15 protein-coding genes and 1 tRNA gene are annotated in these 16690 nt (G+C 33.2%); 9 read left to right on the top strand and 7 right to left on the bottom strand.

The annotated features are described in order from the left end of the window. Window positions 1-71: 71 nt before the first annotated feature. On the top strand, window positions 72-1961 hold the full coding sequence (locus tag U5A88_RS13780; protein ID WP_354207370.1) for an SLC13 family permease: 1890 nt from the start codon (window positions 72-74) through the stop codon (window positions 1959-1961). Window positions 1962-2149: 188 nt separating this feature from the next. Here U5A88_RS13780 and pckA read toward each other — a convergent pair whose 3' ends face one another. From pckA to ahcY, 5 genes are all read right to left on the bottom strand, one after another. Further along, window positions 2150-3748, bottom strand: a complete 1599-nt coding sequence (pckA, locus tag U5A88_RS13775) for a phosphoenolpyruvate carboxykinase (ATP) (protein ID WP_354207369.1) — start codon at window positions 3746-3748, stop codon at window positions 2150-2152. A gap of 198 nt (window positions 3749-3946) precedes the next feature. Continuing rightward, window positions 3947-4660 carry an SDR family oxidoreductase gene (locus U5A88_RS13770; protein ID WP_354207368.1) on the bottom strand — a complete coding sequence of 238 codons (714 nt, stop codon included), beginning with the start codon at window positions 4658-4660 and terminating at the stop codon, window positions 3947-3949. Window positions 4661-5067: 407 nt separating this feature from the next. Then, window positions 5068-5141, bottom strand: a tRNA-Ala gene (locus U5A88_RS13765). Window positions 5142-5149: 8 nt separating this feature from the next. Continuing rightward, complete coding sequence (locus U5A88_RS13760; protein ID WP_354207367.1) at window positions 5150-5935, bottom strand: universal stress protein; 786 nt, start codon at window positions 5933-5935, stop codon at window positions 5150-5152. Window positions 5936-5980: 45 nt separating this feature from the next. Beyond that, the gene (gene ahcY, locus U5A88_RS13755) at window positions 5981-7297 is read right to left on the bottom strand and encodes an adenosylhomocysteinase (RefSeq protein WP_354207366.1); all 1317 of its coding nucleotides are present in this window, start codon (window positions 7295-7297) and stop codon (window positions 5981-5983) included. 66 nt (window positions 7298-7363) lie between these two features. Here ahcY and U5A88_RS13750 point away from each other — a divergent pair, with 66 nt between their 5' ends. The 6 genes from U5A88_RS13750 to U5A88_RS13725 all read left to right on the top strand — a co-directional run bounded on the left by U5A88_RS13750 (window position 7364) and on the right by U5A88_RS13725 (window position 12558). Further along, window positions 7364-8011, top strand: coding sequence for a 4'-phosphopantetheinyl transferase family protein (locus U5A88_RS13750; protein ID WP_354207365.1), 648 nt, complete (start codon window positions 7364-7366; stop codon window positions 8009-8011). A 36-nt stretch (window positions 8012-8047) separates the two neighbouring features. After that, complete coding sequence (locus U5A88_RS13745; protein ID WP_354207364.1) at window positions 8048-8761, top strand: geranylgeranylglyceryl/heptaprenylglyceryl phosphate synthase; 714 nt, start codon at window positions 8048-8050, stop codon at window positions 8759-8761. A gap of 3 nt (window positions 8762-8764) precedes the next feature. Then, on the top strand, window positions 8765-9475 hold the full coding sequence (gene pnuC / locus U5A88_RS13740) for a nicotinamide riboside transporter PnuC (RefSeq protein WP_354207363.1): 711 nt from the start codon (window positions 8765-8767) through the stop codon (window positions 9473-9475). Further along, window positions 9433-10092, top strand: coding sequence for an ATP-binding protein (locus U5A88_RS13735; RefSeq protein WP_354207362.1), 660 nt, complete (start codon window positions 9433-9435; stop codon window positions 10090-10092). Before pnuC ends, U5A88_RS13735 begins: the two co-directional genes overlap by 43 nt. Before the next feature lie 73 nt (window positions 10093-10165). Continuing rightward, window positions 10166-10570, top strand: coding sequence for an alternative ribosome rescue aminoacyl-tRNA hydrolase ArfB (arfB, locus tag U5A88_RS13730; RefSeq protein ID WP_354207361.1), 405 nt, complete (start codon window positions 10166-10168; stop codon window positions 10568-10570). Window positions 10571-10674: 104 nt separating this feature from the next. Further along, entirely contained in the window at window positions 10675-12558 is a 1884-nt protein-coding gene (locus tag U5A88_RS13725) for a hypothetical protein (protein ID WP_354207360.1), read from the top strand. A gap of 113 nt (window positions 12559-12671) precedes the next feature. On the opposite strand, the gene U5A88_RS13720 is transcribed toward U5A88_RS13725, so the two are convergent. Both U5A88_RS13720 and surE read right to left on the bottom strand, forming a co-directional pair. Next, complete coding sequence (locus tag U5A88_RS13720; RefSeq protein ID WP_354207358.1) at window positions 12672-12950, bottom strand: hypothetical protein; 279 nt, start codon at window positions 12948-12950, stop codon at window positions 12672-12674. 90 nt (window positions 12951-13040) lie between these two features. Continuing rightward, entirely contained in the window at window positions 13041-13811 is a 771-nt protein-coding gene (gene surE, locus U5A88_RS13715; protein WP_354207356.1) for a 5'/3'-nucleotidase SurE, read from the bottom strand. Window positions 13812-13942: 131 nt separating this feature from the next. On the opposite strand from surE, the gene U5A88_RS13710 reads away from it, so the two are divergent. After that, window positions 13943-14470 carry a hypothetical protein gene (locus U5A88_RS13710; protein ID WP_354207355.1) on the top strand — a complete coding sequence of 176 codons (528 nt, stop codon included), beginning with the start codon at window positions 13943-13945 and terminating at the stop codon, window positions 14468-14470. A gap of 40 nt (window positions 14471-14510) precedes the next feature. Continuing rightward, window positions 14511-16643: a carboxy terminal-processing peptidase gene (locus tag U5A88_RS13705; RefSeq protein WP_354207353.1), complete on the top strand. Its 2133-nt coding sequence runs from the start codon at window positions 14511-14513 to the stop codon at window positions 16641-16643. The last annotated feature ends 47 nt before the right edge of the window (window positions 16644-16690 follow it).

Here is a 16690-nt window from a genome sequence, read left to right as displayed (position 1 = left end):
ACAGATGTTCAACCCATGATATTTATCATACTTCTTTATGAGCTATCATTATACATTTGTTGCCGAAATTAATGGTTTTATTAGAAGCTGTTGATAAAAAAGTATTAACTATAATTAGAGTTATGATTTATTTAATGTTGACCATTTTAACTATCACTATTGCCTTATTTGTTTGGGGTAAATTTCCACCAGATATTGTAGCGTTAATCTCCATGATAAGCCTGTTTTTAACAGGTATATTAGATGCTACTGAAACATTAAGCGGTTTTAGTAATCCTACCGTTATAATGATTGCAGCTCTTTTTATAATAGGAGAGGGACTTTCGCAAACTGGTTGGACTGCATTGGCGGGTAAAAAGTTTGTAGAGTGGGCTGGTAAAAGTGCACCTAAATTACTTGTCTTGGTAACACTGGGAGGTGGTGTTTTGTCTGGCTTTGTCAGCAATACTGGTACCGTGGCAACATTAATGCCAATGACTATTTCTTCGGCTTGGAGCATAGGTACAATGCCATCAAAAATACTAATGCCCGTTGCTTTTGGATCCAATACTGGTGGGTTGTTGACATTAACAGGTACACCACCAAATATTATAACGAGCAATGCTCTTATCGAAGCTGGTTTTGAGGGGTTTTCTTTTTTTGAATTTGCTTTGATTGGTTTGCCCTTACTGATTATTGCAATACTTTATTTTAGATATATAGGCTATAAATTGTTGCCTAAAAATAAAACAAATAACAAACCTGTAAATATTGAGTCAACTTTACACAAATGGATAGAGTCTTATAAAATTGAAGGTGATTATTATAGGTTACGGATACGATCTGTTTCACCACTAATAAATACTAAAATTGAGGATTGGAATTTCGGAAATGATTTTCATATTTCTATTATCCGATTAAAAAGAAGACATCCAAGTGTATTAAAAAGAGTAGAGCCTTTTATTGAATTTCCTACACCTGATACAGAAATGAGATATCACGATATCCTAACAGTAAAAGGTGATACTGAAGCCATCAATAATTTAATGATAAAATTTAGATTGGGGTTGCTACCGCTAGAATCTATTAAAGAGGAACTAAAAAATAACCTATTAAACCAAGAAGTTGGTATGACAGAAATTATTGTAACACCACAATCAATTTTGGTTGGAAAACGCAAATTAGGTCAATATTTTCAACGATTTAACATACAATTACTTGCAGGTTCTCGTAATAGCAAACCAATTATAGATAAAGAAAATGTTGTAAAAGCTGGTGATGCCTTTTTAATAAGAGGTGCATGGGAAGATATTGAAGCTTTAAAGCAACAGCACGAAAATATAGTAATTTGTGGCAGTCCAGAAAGAATGGCAAAGAATATAGACAACTTAACTTTCAAATCTTATATAGCCTTAGGGGCTTTAGTCTTAATGGTTGTTTTACTAGTTTTTAAGATAGTACCTGGATCTATTGCTGCCTTAATTAGTGCAGGTGTTGTAATGCTTACAGGATGTGTACCTATTTCAAAAGCTTATAAAGGTATTAGTTGGACAAGCGTGGTAATGATCGCTGCAATGATTCCTATGGGTATCGCTTTGCAAAAAACAGGTACAGCACAACTAATAGCAAGTAATTTGGTTACTTATTTGGGTTCAGTTCACCCGATATTATTGTTAGGAGGCATTTTTTTACTCACCACAACCTTCAGTCAAGTAATTAATAACAGTGCAACTGCCGTATTAATGGCACCGATTGCAATTTTAGCAGCCGGCTCTTTACAAATATCACCAGAACCTTTTATGATAGCAGTTGCAATTAGTGCCTCAACTGCCTTTTTAACACCAGTAGGTACAACAACAAATGCAATGGTTATGACTGCTGGGGGTTATAAATTTATAGACTATTTAAAAGTAGGTGCTCCATTACTCTTACTATTTTTTATAATAACCTTGCTACTTGTGCCTGTTATATGGCCTTTTTAAAACAAAATTAGAAGATTAGGGAAAATGGATTATCGCGTTAAATGAGTTGATATGATAACCTATCCTTGAAAAATTACTACTTATTACCAACTAAGTAAACCAAAAAAGAGCCTCATTTTTAAAATGAGGCTCTTTTATTAAAATAAGATTAAAGTTCTAACCTTAATACAATTAAAAAATGAATCTTCTTATAACTGTGGTCCAGCTTTTACTAAAGCACGCCCTTCTTCAGTATCACAATATTTTTCAAAGTTTTTGATGTAAAGACCAGCTAATTTTTTAGCTTTCACTTCCCATTCAGAAACATCTTTATAGGTATCCCTTGGATCTAAAATATCACTTACTCCTGGTAATTCTTTTGGAGCTGTTAAGTTTAAGAAAGGAATGTCAACAGTTTCAGCTTTATCAATTGAACCATCTAATATGGCATCAATAATTGCACGTGTATCTTTTAACGATATTCTCTTTCCAGTTCCGTTCCAACCCGTATTTACTAAATACGCTTTTGCGTTGTGTTCTTTCATTTTAGCAACCAATGTAGAAGAATACATTGTTGGTTTCAACGTTAAAAATGCTTCACCAAATGCAGGGGAGAATGATGGTTGAGGTTCTGTAATTCCTCTTTCTGTTCCCGCTAATTTAGATGTAAACCCACATAAGAAATGGTACTGAGCTTGTGCATCATCTAAAACTGAAACTGGAGGTAATACCCCAAATGCATCAGCAGATAGATAAATGATTTTACTAGCATGACCCGCTTTTGATGGCAATACAATTTTATTGATATTGTAAATTGGGTATGAAACTCTTGAATTTTGTGTAATTGAATGATCGTAGTAATCTACTTCTCCATATTCATCAACAACAACGTTTTCTAATAGTGCATCTCTTTTAATAGCCCTCCAAATATCTGGTTCGTTTTTTTCGCTTAAGTCAATAACTTTTGCATAACAACCACCTTCAAAGTTAAATACACCATTGTCATCCCATCCATGTTCGTCATCACCAATTAAGTAACGTTTTGGATCTGCAGATAGGGTAGTTTTACCAGTTCCCGATAAACCAAAAAATACTGCTACATCACCGTCTTCTCCAACATTAGCGGAACAGTGCATTGAAGCCATTCCTTTCAATGGTAAGTAATAATTCATCATGGCGAACATTCCTTTTTTCATTTCACCTCCGTACCATGTACCACCAATAATTTGGATTTTTTCTGTCAAATTAAACACTACAAAGTTCTCAGAATTTAATCCTTGTTCTTTCCAGTTAGGGTTCACAGTTTTTGAACCATTCATCACAACAAAATCTGGTTCACCAAAATTTTCTAATTCGTAAATTGAAGGTCTAATAAACATGTTAGTAACAAAATGTGCTTGCCATGCTACCTCCATCACAAAACGCACTTTTAATCGTGTGTCAACGTTGGTACCACAAAATGCATCTACTACATACAATTTAGGTGATGTTGAAAGTTGTTCTAAAACCAGTCCTTTTAAATCCTGATATATTTCATTAGAAGTTGGTACATTAACCTTATTCCAGTCAATAGTATCTTTAGTAATATCGTCTTTTACTATATATCTATCTTTAGGAGAGCGTCCTGTAAAAACTCCAGTCTTAACGGCAACAGCACCCGTAGAAGTATCTGCCCCTTTTTCAAAACCCTTTCTTGCATAAGACACTTCTGCGTCGTACAATTCCTGATAAGTAGGATTGTAAACAACCTCATGGTATCCCGTAATTCCTAGATCGTGTAACTCCTGAATAACTTTGATATTCTTCATCTTTATAATTTTAGTTTAATACTTAACTTTAATCTCTGTACAAATTTATCATAATAGGCAATAAAATATTATGACATTTATCAGTTAATCTAATTATCTACTATAACGTTTTCAAGATTATATATTGTTGATAATGTGACTGTTGAACCTATTTATATTTTAAAAATAATAGCTCAATTTTGTTCTTTTATTAGTAATTTATTTCAAATCTGGTCTTGTAGGTCTAACCTCAATTTTACTTGGCAACGTTCGTGGATGCATGGTCAATAAATCCAATACCAGTTTGCCGATGTCTTCAGGCTGTATTTTCCATGCATCGCTTTCATCAGGTTTATTATCATTAAAATATGTAGCTACAGAACCTGGCATTATTGTAGATACTTTAATGTCATAAGGCCGTAAATCCAGCATTGTCGCTTGTGTAAATCCCACTAATCCGAATTTGGAGGCGTTATATCCAGCACCTTGACCAAAGAAATTGGTGCCTGCCAAACTTGCTAGGGTAATAAAATACCCTTTTGATTTTTTTAAGGCTTCAACTGAACCCTTTAAGGTATGAAAAACACCAGTAAGGTTAGTGTCTATCATAGCGTTCCAATCTGATGGAGAAAGTTCGTCAATCGGGGCAAATTTACCGATACCTGCATTAGCCAATACAAGATTTAATTGTCCCCACTTTTCGATTATTTTAGTGATAGCCTCTTTTTCGTTTTCTAAGTTGGTCACATCGGATTTCAGTGCCAATACTTGGTCTTTGTTGCCTAATGCAGCAGCGGCTTTTTCTGCCGATGCTAAATTCCGTCCACTAATGGCAACTCTCATTCCTGCATTTAATAAGCATTTTGCTACGCCATATCCTATTCCTTTTGTACCTCCTGTTATGTATGCTACTTTGTTGTTGAGTGCGTTCATTGTTTGTTTATATAAAAATGAATTTTAATATAGGAAAGATAATGGAAAAAAACAAAAGCGGTTATAGTTAACAATCTCTATTTTAAGGCATGAAATATTTTGGATTAACTTCGTTGATTCGAAACAACTCCGCATTTGCAAATAGAAAAAGCCACCATCCTGTCGGATGATGATTTTTGTTTCACTCAAAATTAAAAAAAGCAAGCTTTCTTAATTTCTCATAAAACAAAAAACCACACTGTCGTGTGGCTTTTCTGCTTGATGTGGAGCATATCGGATTAGCTTACGCTTTTTCCTCAAAAATCCCATTCTGAAAAACCTTAAAAAAACTTCGTTCAATCAAAAATAATCAAGCGAGCTTGTTATTTTCTCTCTTCACAAAGTTTACCTTTTTAAGGTTTTATTTGTGGAGCATATCGGATTCGAACCGATGACCCCTACGCTGCCAGCGTAGTGCTCTAGCCAACTGAGCTAATGCCCCAAAATTGCTTACTCAGAACCTTTTAAAACCAATAAAGGCAAATTACTTTCAAAGTCCTTTTTATAAACCTTATCTTTTTCCCAAAGCCGTTTAAAAAAACCTCTTTTTCTCCTGATAACACATAATAAATCTGGGTTTATGTTCCCTATATTCTCCAAAAGACCTTTAAAAACCGTTGTATTTTCAGAAGTTATAAAATTGTGTTCCAATGATGTTAATTCTTTGCTAATAACGTCATCTCCTTCTTGGACATCAGGGGTTACAACTCGCAAAATATTTAATCGAGCATTAAATTTATTTAACACCTTTTCCAAAGGAATTAGAACGTCTGGCGAAGATATAACGCCCGATTTAATTGCCAGTAAAACCTTATTTACTTTTTCAAATCGGTAATTTCTGGGGACAAACAAAACTGGTAAATCTGTATTTTTGATTAGATAGCCTGGTGTTTTGTTAATGAATACCTTACTATCACTTCTAGACCCAGCTACTATTAGATCAATTTTTAATTGTTTTGCTGTACGCTTAATTATATCCTTCGCATTTCCACTAATAGATTTAGAAATAACTTCTATCCCCTTTTTATTAACATGACTGACAACATTCTCCAAATCTAGATTTGCTTCGGTTTCTAAAAAATCGTCCATATTCTTTAAACTCCCTGCCACTTTAGTAACACCATAAGCTTTCACTAAATAAATTTTTGCCTGTGTACCTTCAACAAGGTCTATTGCATACTGTAAGGTGTTCAAAGCCTTTCTGGGCGAACCTACGGGAACTAAAATCGTATTCATAATGTTGTGTTTTTGGTATGGCTAATTAAAAATCTTATAATTACATTAATATCTGTAATAATCTGGCTTATAAGGACCTTCTACTTCTACACCTATATATTTTGCTTGATCTTCTCTCAATGTTTCTAGCTCAACACCAATTTTTTCTAAATGTAAACGTGCTACTTTTTCGTCTAAGTATTTAGGTAGCATGTACACTTTGTTTTCGTAATTATCGTGGTTTTTCCACAATTCTATTTGAGCCAACGTTTGGTTGGTAAATGAATTACTCATCACAAAACTAGGGTGACCTGTTGCACAACCTAAATTTACCAAACGGCCTTCAGCTAATAATATAATGTCTTTACCGTCAATGGTATATTTATCAACTTGTGGTTTGATTTCTACTTTAGTGTTTCCATAATTGGTGTTCAGCCATTCTACGGCAATTTCATTATCAAAATGACCAATATTACAAACAATAGTCTTATCTTTCATTTTCGAGAAATGCTCTCCCGTAACAATATCCTTATTACCAGTAGTGGTAATAACAATATCTGCTTTTTCTACAACCGTTTCTAATTTTTTAACTTCAAAACCATCCATAGCTGCTTGTAATGCACAAATAGGATCTATTTCAGTTATCGTAACAATAGAACCGGCTCCCTTAAAAGAAGCTGCGGTACCTTTACCCACATCACCGTAACCACAAACAACCACTCTCTTACCAGCTAGCATAACATCTGTAGCCCTTCTTATGGCATCTACGGCACTTTCTCTACATCCGTATTTATTATCAAATTTAGATTTAGTAACCGAATCATTTACATTTATAGCCGGCATTGTTAATGTGCCTTCTTTCATTCTATCATATAACCTATGAACACCAGTGGTAGTTTCTTCAGACAACCCTTTAATTTCAGCAACTAATTCAGGGTGCTCATCCAACACCATATTGGTTAAATCCCCACCATCATCTAAAATCATATTCAATGGTTTTTTATCTTCACCGAAAAATAAGGTTTGTTCGATGCACCAATTGAATTCCTCCTCAGTCATGCCTTTCCATGCATAAACTTGTACTCCCGTTGCGGCAATGGCGGCGGCGGCTTGATCTTGCGTAGAAAAAATATTACAAGAACTCCAAGTAACTTCTGCACCTAAAGCAGTTAATGTTTCAATAAGCACAGCTGTTTGAATGGTCATGTGTAAACAGCCAGCAATACGAGCTCCCTTTAGGGGCTGTTCATCTTTATATTCTTCGCGTAAGCTCATCAACCCAGGCATTTCTGCTTCTGCCAATTCAATTTCTTTTCTACCCCAATCTGCTAAAGAAATATCCTTAACTTTGTAAGGTGTATATGTTGCTGTTTTAGTACTCATATTTTTAGTAATTTTTTTATAATTAAAATTTCGGACTGCAAAGTTACAAAATAACTTCATAAGTATATGCCGCTTTACAAAACTCTAAAGGTTAATGAAAATACCAAAGTATTAATTTGGAAAATTGATGAGTCACTTGAAACCTTAAATGAGGGAATTACCCTGACCAAAAAATGCCAACGCCGTGTGGATGGGATGAAATCCGAACTGCACAAAAGAGGTTTTATGAGCATAAGACATTTGTTGGCAGAATTAGATTATGTTGATGCCGATTTGTATTATGATGATCTAGGGAAACCGCACTTAAAGGACGGGAACTTTATTTCCATAACGCACTCTTTTACCTTTACAGGAATAATTTTAAGTAAAACAAAACAAGTAGGTATTGATATTGAAAAACAGCGTGATAAAATTGTTAGAATAGCCCATAAATTTACTACTGTAGATGATTATAAAAACATAAAAACAGAACATGAACTGGTAAGGAAACTAACCATAGTATGGGGTGCCAAAGAATCGCTGTATAAAATTTACGAACAAGAGGGACTGAGTTTTTTACAACATATTTATGTAGATGATTTTGCACTTACCGATACTGAAACTACGGCAACTATTACGTATGAAAAGAAAAAGAGCACCTATCGTATTTACTTTTTAGAATTTGAGGGTTTTATGTGTACTTATGCATTAGATGAAGTAATCACTGACAGCTAAATTTCTATACGTATATTTGAAGTCTTATAACATCACTTGAACATACTCGAACACATAACTGATTCCATTTATCAAAGTAAAAAATTGCTGGCAATTTTATTGGACCCTGATAAAATACAATTGCAAAACATTGCATTAATTTCAGAAAAGATTAATGAAAAAGCCGATTTTATATTTGTTGGTGGAAGTACTGTTAATGTAGGGGCAACGGAAAAACTGGTCGAGGCATTAAAAAAACATACACAATTGCCAATTGTAATTTTTCCGGGTGATTACACCCAAATTACCGATAAAGCAGATGCCATTTTATTTTTGTCTTTGCTTTCTGGTGACAACCCTGAATACTTAATTTATCAACAAGTTAAATCTGTATCAAAACTTAAAAATTCATCGCTAGAAATAATTCCGACAGGGTATATTTTAATTGACGGTGGCGTTGAAACTTCAGTTCAAAAAGTGAGCAAAACCACTCCAATTTCCCAAAACGATACTAGAAAAATAGTCGATACAGCTTTAGCAGGACAATATGCGGGAAAAAAACTTATTTATCTTGAAGCGGGATCTGGGGCAGAAAACAGTGTAAACCCCGCAATTATCAAAAAGGTAAAAAAGGAGTTGAGAATCCCGCTTATCGTTGGTGGCGGTATCCGTACCCAACAGCAATTAAAAAATGCTTATGATTCTGGTGCTGATTTAGTGGTTGTTGGTACAGCTTTTGAGGAGAATAATTTATGGTTTGATACTATTTAATGAATGGAAACACTATTTGATTTTTTTTTAGAACCATATCAAGAAGCTACAACCCTAAATATAATCTTGGAGTTTATTGCTGCTTTATTTGGAGTGATAAGTGTTTTTTACGCTAAAAAAGAAAATATTCTAGTTTTTCCAACAGGCATAATAAGTACTGCTATTTATGTGTATTTATTGTCTCAATGGAATTTATATGGCGACTTAATCATAAATATTTACTATACCTTGATGAGTATTTATGGATGGTTCATGTGGTCTAGAATTACAAAAACGAACGAACATATTACCATTTCCAGAACTAATGAAAAGGATAAATTAAAAACGTTGGGTATCTTTTTGTTTACATCGGTTTTTGTTATTGTAGTCTATCGCTATTATAATGTGATGCCCAATAATTTGGGGTTTACCGAAAGCTGTAATTATGCAATATCAAATATGACCTCAGGGAATTTGGAAGATTTTAGAAAAATAACACCTTTTTTGGATACGTTTACCACTGGAATATTTTTTGCTGCCATGTGGTTAATGGCCAATAAGAAAATAGAGAATTGGACTTTTTGGATTGCAGGAAACATTGTTTCCATTCCACTTTATTTTATAAAAGGGTATGGTTTTACTGGTATTCAATATACAATTTTCTTAATTTTAGCATTTCAAGGGTATATAGCATGGAAAAAAAGCTTAGACAAACCACAGACGCAAATATTGTAAAGGTAGTATTGTTCGGTCCTGAATCTACAGGAAAAACAACGCTTTCAGAACAATTGGCACGATATTACAATACGGTTTGGGTGCCAGAATATGCCCGTGAGTACCTTCAAGATAAATGGAACAATACCCGTAAAACCTGTGAAAATTCTGATTTATTACCAATTGCTCAAGGCCAGATGAAATTAGAAAACAAATTGGCCAAAAAAGCCGATAAAGTTTTGATTTGTGATACCGACTTGTTGGAAACGAAAGTGTATTCAGAAGAATATTATGGTGGATTTGTAAATCCGAAATTAGACAAAGCTGCAATTGCAAATAGGTATGATTTATACTTATTAACTTACATTGACACACCTTGGGAAGCTGATGATTTACGTGACAAACCCGATTTAAGATTAGAAATGTTTAATGCCTTTGAAAATGCTTTAAAAAAATATGATAGGCCATATCTTTTGTTAAAAGGAAACAAACAGACTCGACTTAAAACTGCTACAAAAGCAATTGACAGTATTTTGGAAGAACGGACTAACTTAGATAGTTTTTCAAAAAATTTAGAAGATTTAGATATGCATTTTTTGCATCAGAATAGCGATACAAGTACTAATTATAACCTGTAAATGATTGTCTCCTCGAGCGGAGTCGAGAGGTTTATCAAGGTCTCGACTCCGCTCGACCAGACAATAAAAGATAATGAATACCGAAAATTTAGTAAAAGAACTTTCCTTTAAAGCTATTAGAAGTAGTGGTGCTGGTGGTCAGCATGTTAATAAAGTTTCCTCTAAAATTGAATTGACTTTTGACTTGGAAAACTCTAACGAACTTACTGATGAGCAGAAACAATTACTGTTAAAAAATTTAGCTAATAGATTAACTAAAGAGAAGGTATTCATACTTTTTTGTGATGAAAGTCGAAGTCAACATAAAAACAAAGAAATCGCCATTAAGCGTTTTTTAGAACTCATAAAAAATGGACTTAAAAAGCCCAAACTCAGAAAAAAAACAAAACCCTCTAAAGCTGCCATTAGAAAACGATTAAAAACTAAAAAGAAACTTTCTGAAAAGAAAGTAAATCGACAGAAGCCTGATTTGGAGTGACATTTTTTTTCAAATTTCAATCAAAAATTGAATCACTTTTTAAACAATTTTTTTTTAATTTTACACTTTACTACAAAAATTAAAAAACGCTAAGCAGCCAATCTATGAAAAAATATTACCTAACAATCCTGTTATTGCTTTTCTATACACCTACAATTTTTAGCCAAAACACTTACGATATTGTTTTCCCACAAGCGGATAGAGAGCAAAAATGTCAATATTATAACCAGTTGTTTAATCAAAAGCCAAAAGAAGTTGGTTTCTCAGTACAACAAGAAAAGGAAAAACTTTATTTTCAGATTAATGATAAACAATTCTTTCAGCAGCTTTTTAAAAAAGTAGGCGATGGCATTGCTATAGATGTTGTGCCAAAAAGCTTATATGATTGTGCGGAGACAGAAGTTCCGAAAACCCAAATTAGGGGAATGTTATTGAAGCCTGTGTATATGCAAAAATTGAAACAGGGCTTAAAACCCTTTGGAAACGGTAAATTCAGGGTATTGGTGGGTACATTGCCTGAAGCATTGATTTCGGACGAATTAGAGTTTAACATGCTCTTTCTCAATAACAAAAATATGTGTAGGTATCAAAGTACTTATGACATTGAACGTTATCCTTGGGATTTATTGGATATGGGCATGTACCTTGATTCTTTGACGTACCAAACTAAAAAAATAAAACCAGCAGATAAAGAGAGTTTTGTAACAAAATATAAGACGTTTAAGTTTGAAGTTCCTTTTGAAAAGAATAAGGCTACCTATTCAAAAGAAGATATAAAACCCATGTACGATTCGTTACGCCTAACTGACTTTAACATTAAGACAATTAATATCAGGGCATATTCTTCTGTTGAAGGCAGTTTAGAACGCAATATTGAATTACAGGAACAGCGTGCTAATAGTATTGCTGAAGCTTTGCAGACTTTTCAAGAACCTACCATAACAACTGAGGTAAATTCTTCTGAAAATTGGGTCGAATTTTTAAATGATGTTTCCAATACAAAACACGCGAATTTGAAAAGTTTAAGTAAAACGGCTATAAAAAGTAAATTGGTCGGCAATCTTGCCAAAGAATTAGAACCCTATTTAAAAAACCATCGAAAAGCGGTAATTACGTTAGAACTGGAAAAGAAAGATCTTTATAAAGAGAAATCTTTAGAGCAATTGATTACCTTATTTAATCAGGTTTTGGAAGCCAATGATGTAGAAATTGCAAATGACATACAAAATTCTATTTTTGAAAAACTAAAGGAAAGTCAATCTTCGCCAGACATTCTTAATAAAATGAACGTGCCACAGCAGAAAAAATATGCACGTTTTATCAATAAAAACAGTGTAAACAAGTTTTTGCTAAAACAAAGTTATTTGCTAATTGGCTATAACGAACTGTTAAAACTTGAAAAATTGGTACCCAGAGATAAAGAAGTAAAATATAATTTGGCAGCCTTAAAAATGGTAATGTATAGACATAATGCCCAACCTGTTGATCCTGAAAAATTTAAAAGACAAATCTATCAACTAAAAAACTATGGTATTAAACAAATTTTAATTGATAGGATGATGGTGAATTTTCACATAATAAAAGCAGAAAAATATATGCGTAAAAGGGATTATGCCAACAAGGATAAATCAGTAGCTTATATTGAAAAAAACTACAAAAAATTTCCACTTTCAGATTATGATTATTTAAGCCTTGCCCAGTTTTTAACATATTACTCTAATCATGATAAAGCGGTCGATCTATTAGACGAAAAAGTAAGAAGTGTTACGGTTGATGAAGATTTACTGTTTTATTATCTAAATTTAACCTTAATAAAACCTTATATAACGGCATCTTCCAATTACAGAACCATTATGCTTAATGCCATTAATATGAATCAGCAACGATTTTGCAAATTGTTTAATCCAATAAGCGATGGAGGTGTAACTTTTCAGCTGCTGGAAGATGAGTATTTAAGAAAAACCTATTGCGAAAATTGTAATGATTAGAAAATAGAACCATTTTATATTGTCGCCTCAATACATCAATATTCATTTCTTAGGTTAAGTGAATTGAATAGAAAATCGGAGTTCCTACCCTTGTTAAAGGGGAGGCGGAGGAGTTAAACAAACTGAGCAATCAATATCAAAAAAGCAATTACTAAAGTAGCAATTAGCACACCTCTTGCTCTATAATCTTGTTTCTTTTTTATAAAAATAAAAAAGGCAATAAGATTTGGTATTGCTGCTATACTTAATACCTGCCCGTACAGGCTATTCTCTTTTAATACAGCCAGTGACTCTTCAAATGTGCCTTCTAAGGCATATTCAACATAGAGATAAAATCCTGCGGCTGTAGCGGCAATACCAACCAAAAAACCAATTAATATTTCCTTTTTCATTTATAATAATTTATGTAGTAAACTGTTTGTCGTTAATTTAATTGCTTTTATTGGCGTTGGCATTATTTGTCAAATGCCCATTATGGGCTTTCATAGTTCCCATGTGTTCAAATTTTTAATATAGTGATGAGCCGTCATATCAAACTGAACAGGTACCAGAGAAACATAACCATTTTCTAGTGCCCACATGTCGGTATCTTCACCTTTGTCTAGGTTTACAAACTCTCCTGTTAACCAATAATAATCTTCACCCTGAGGGCTGACACGTTTTTCAAAGACCTCTTTCCAATTACCATGGGCTTGTCGGCAAACTTTAATTCCTTTAATTTCTTCCTTTTTCAAATCTGGAATATTCACATTAAGCACTACACCTTCAGGCAAACCATTTTCCAAAATGTTTTCAGTTATTGTTTTTACAAAAGTTTTGCAAGCATCAAAATTTGCGTCCCAATTGTAATCCATTAATGAAAATCCAACAGCGGGAATCCCTTCTATGCCTGCTTCTACGGCGGCACTCATAGTACCCGAATAAATTACATTTAAAGAAGCATTAGAGCCATGATTAATTCCAGAAACACAAATGTCTGGTTTTTTATTTAAAATTTCATTAACTGCCATTTTAACACAATCTGCTGGCGTACCAGAACAACTGTACTCTAATTGAGGACCATCATCAACAGTTATCGGATTGCATCGTAATGTAGTATTTACGGTTATTGCGTGTCCCATACCGCTTTGCGGATTGTCGGGTGCAACAACTACCACATCTCCTATTTCATTTAGTACAGAAATTAAGGTTCTTATACCTGGTGCTGTAATACCATCGTCATTACAAACTAAAATTAAAGGTTTTTCACTCATAAATATTTGTTATTCTGTTTTATACAAAACTACCATTTTTTTACGTTAAGAAGTTGAATAATTGTTTAACATTTTATTATGATGGAACCAGATTATTATTTTTAATATTGATTTGACATAAACTCAAAACAATGAAAAAAATAATCATCCTTTTAGTAGCGATATTTTTTACACAAAATATAATTTCACAAAACCCACAATCAGAAAATTGTCCATGTTGTAGTGAGTCGTACAAATTATTCGATTTTTGGATAGGAAATTGGACAGTATATGATGTAAACGATAAAGTAATTGGAACCAATACTATAGATAAACTATACGATGGTTGTGTTTTGCAAGAAAAATGGAATTCATCGACTAATAATAGAGGTACTAGTTATAATTATTACGATAAAAATGATAGTAGCTGGAATCAAGTTTGGATAGATAACTCAGGGTTTACATTAGTGTTAAAAGGGAATTATTCGGACGGAAAAATGATTCTAAAAAGTGAGTTGCAAAAAAGTGAAAATGGTAATTTTTATAACCAGATTACATGGGTTAAAAATGATGATGGAACAGTAACTCAAATTTGGGATGTTTTTAATGAAAAAGGGATAAAGACCAAAGAATTGTTTAGAGGCAAATACAAAAAATCTGTTAAAACCTTTAAAAATTGAATTATTGGCACTATTTTAGTAGATTAGTTGTACATATTAAATGAAAAAAATAATAACATTTATGAAATCGAATTATAAAATTATACTCCCAATAATTTTATTGGCTGTAATATTATTAAGTTTTAATATTAAGCAAAACCCAGACCCAGAAAAAGAGAAAATATTATTAGGATTAATAAGATCTGCATTGACTCAAGGGCATTATCAACCACACCAAATTGATGATGAATTTTCAACTGCGGTTTACACTAATTTTATTGAAGGTCTAGACCCTGCTAAACGCTTTTTTACTCAAGAAGACCTGAAAGAATTTCAAAAATACAAACTACAAATAGATGACCAAATTAAAGCGGAAAACCTGTCTTTTTACCGCTTAGTAACATCAAAATACTTGCAACGCGTTCAAGAAGCTAAAGGCTTTTATAGAGAAATTTTAAAACATCCTTTTGACTTCAATAAAGATGAAGTTTTTGACGTAGATTATGAAGAAAAAGAGTTTCCTAAAAATGAAGTGGAACTAATTATTAATTGGCAAAAACAGTTCAAATTAACAACCTTATCACGTTTGCACAGTAAAATTCAAGCACAAGAAGATAAGCAAAAAGAGGATGCTAATGCTGAAGTAAAAACTTTTGCTGAGCTTGAAGTTGAGGCAAGAGAGGCTACGTTGAAAAGTATGGAAGAATTTTTTGATTATAAAGATGATGAAGATGATGAAGATTGGTATTCTATTTTTATCAATAGTATTTCTACGGAGTTCGATCCGCATACAACCTACTTTGCACCAAGAACAAAAAAGAAATTTGATATTGACATGACGGGTAAAATTGAAGGTATTGGTGCCAGATTGCAACGAAAAGGAGAATATACTCGGGTTGATGAGCTTATTTCAGGTGGACCAGCTTGGAGAGACGGAAACCTAGAAGTGGGCGACATTATTACAAAAGTGGCTCAAGCGGATGGTGAACCTTTAGATATTGTTGGTATGCGTTTAGATGACGCCATTGAATTTATTAAAGGTAAAAAAGGTACAGAAGTAAGACTAACCGTAAAGAAACTGGACGGTTCTACCGAGGTAATTCCTATTGTTAGAGACGTTGTAGAAATTGAAGAAACGTTTGCTAAAACCAGTATCGTAAAAAAAGATGACAGAAAATTTGGAGTTATTGATTTGCCTAAGTTTTATATAGATTTTAGCGAGAGAAATTTTAGAAATTCCGCTTCAGATATGGCTCTAGAAGTTGAAAGATTAAAAAAAGAGAATGTTGAAGGTTTAGTTATTGATTTACGTAATAATGGCGGAGGTTCTTTAGATACGGCGATAGATATTGCTGGATTGTTTATAGAGGAAGGTCCAGTTGTACAGGTAAAATATAAAGATGGTAAACCAAAAATACGCTCTGATAAAGATTTTAAAATTCAGTGGAATAAACCTTTGGTAATTATTGTTAATGAAATATCAGCTTCCGCTTCTGAGATTTTTGCTGCTGCTATGCAAGACTATAATAGAGCTGTAGTTATTGGTAGCAAACAAACGTACGGCAAAGGGACTGTACAAAATTATATGGCACTGAATAGGTATTTTGATTATAAGAAAGACTTAGGAGCTCTAAAATTAACGATTCAAAAATTTTATAGGATAAATGGTGGATCAACCCAGCTTAAAGGCGTGGTTTCCGATGTTGCTCTTCCAGATAGATATGCTTATATGAATATTGGGGAACGTGATGAGGAAAATTCATTACAATGGGATAAAATTGAAAGTGCCAACTATAAAGTTTGGAAAGGTTATTCAAATTTTGATAACGTGGTAAATAATAGTAAAAAACGTGTTGCAACCAATGAACAGTTTAGGTTGATTGATGATCATGCCAAATGGTTAAAGAAAGGTCAAGACGACACCACAGTTTATCTGAATTACGATAAATATAAAGAAGATTTGAAAAGTAGAGAGGAAGAAGGTGAAAAGTATAAGGCACTTTATGAATATAAAAACGAGCTAAGTTTTACATCGCCTAAGTACGAACTACCGCTTTTAGAGCAAGATTCTATTTTGGCCAAAAAACGTGAAATTTGGCATAAAAATTTAAGTAGAGATATTTATGTCGAAGAAGCTTTAAATATTGTTGCTGAGTTAAAAATCAATAAGGAAAAAACGTTGGTTAAAAACTAATACTCCAACCTATTTATTAGAAAAGTTATAATTCCACTGGACACAAT

It is taken from the genome of Aureibaculum sp. 2308TA14-22, assembly GCF_040538665.1.
GTDB lineage: Bacteria > Bacteroidota > Bacteroidia > Flavobacteriales > Flavobacteriaceae > Aureibaculum.
The sequence above is the reverse complement of the archived record's forward strand: the minus strand, read 5'-3'. Positions and strand labels throughout refer to the sequence as shown.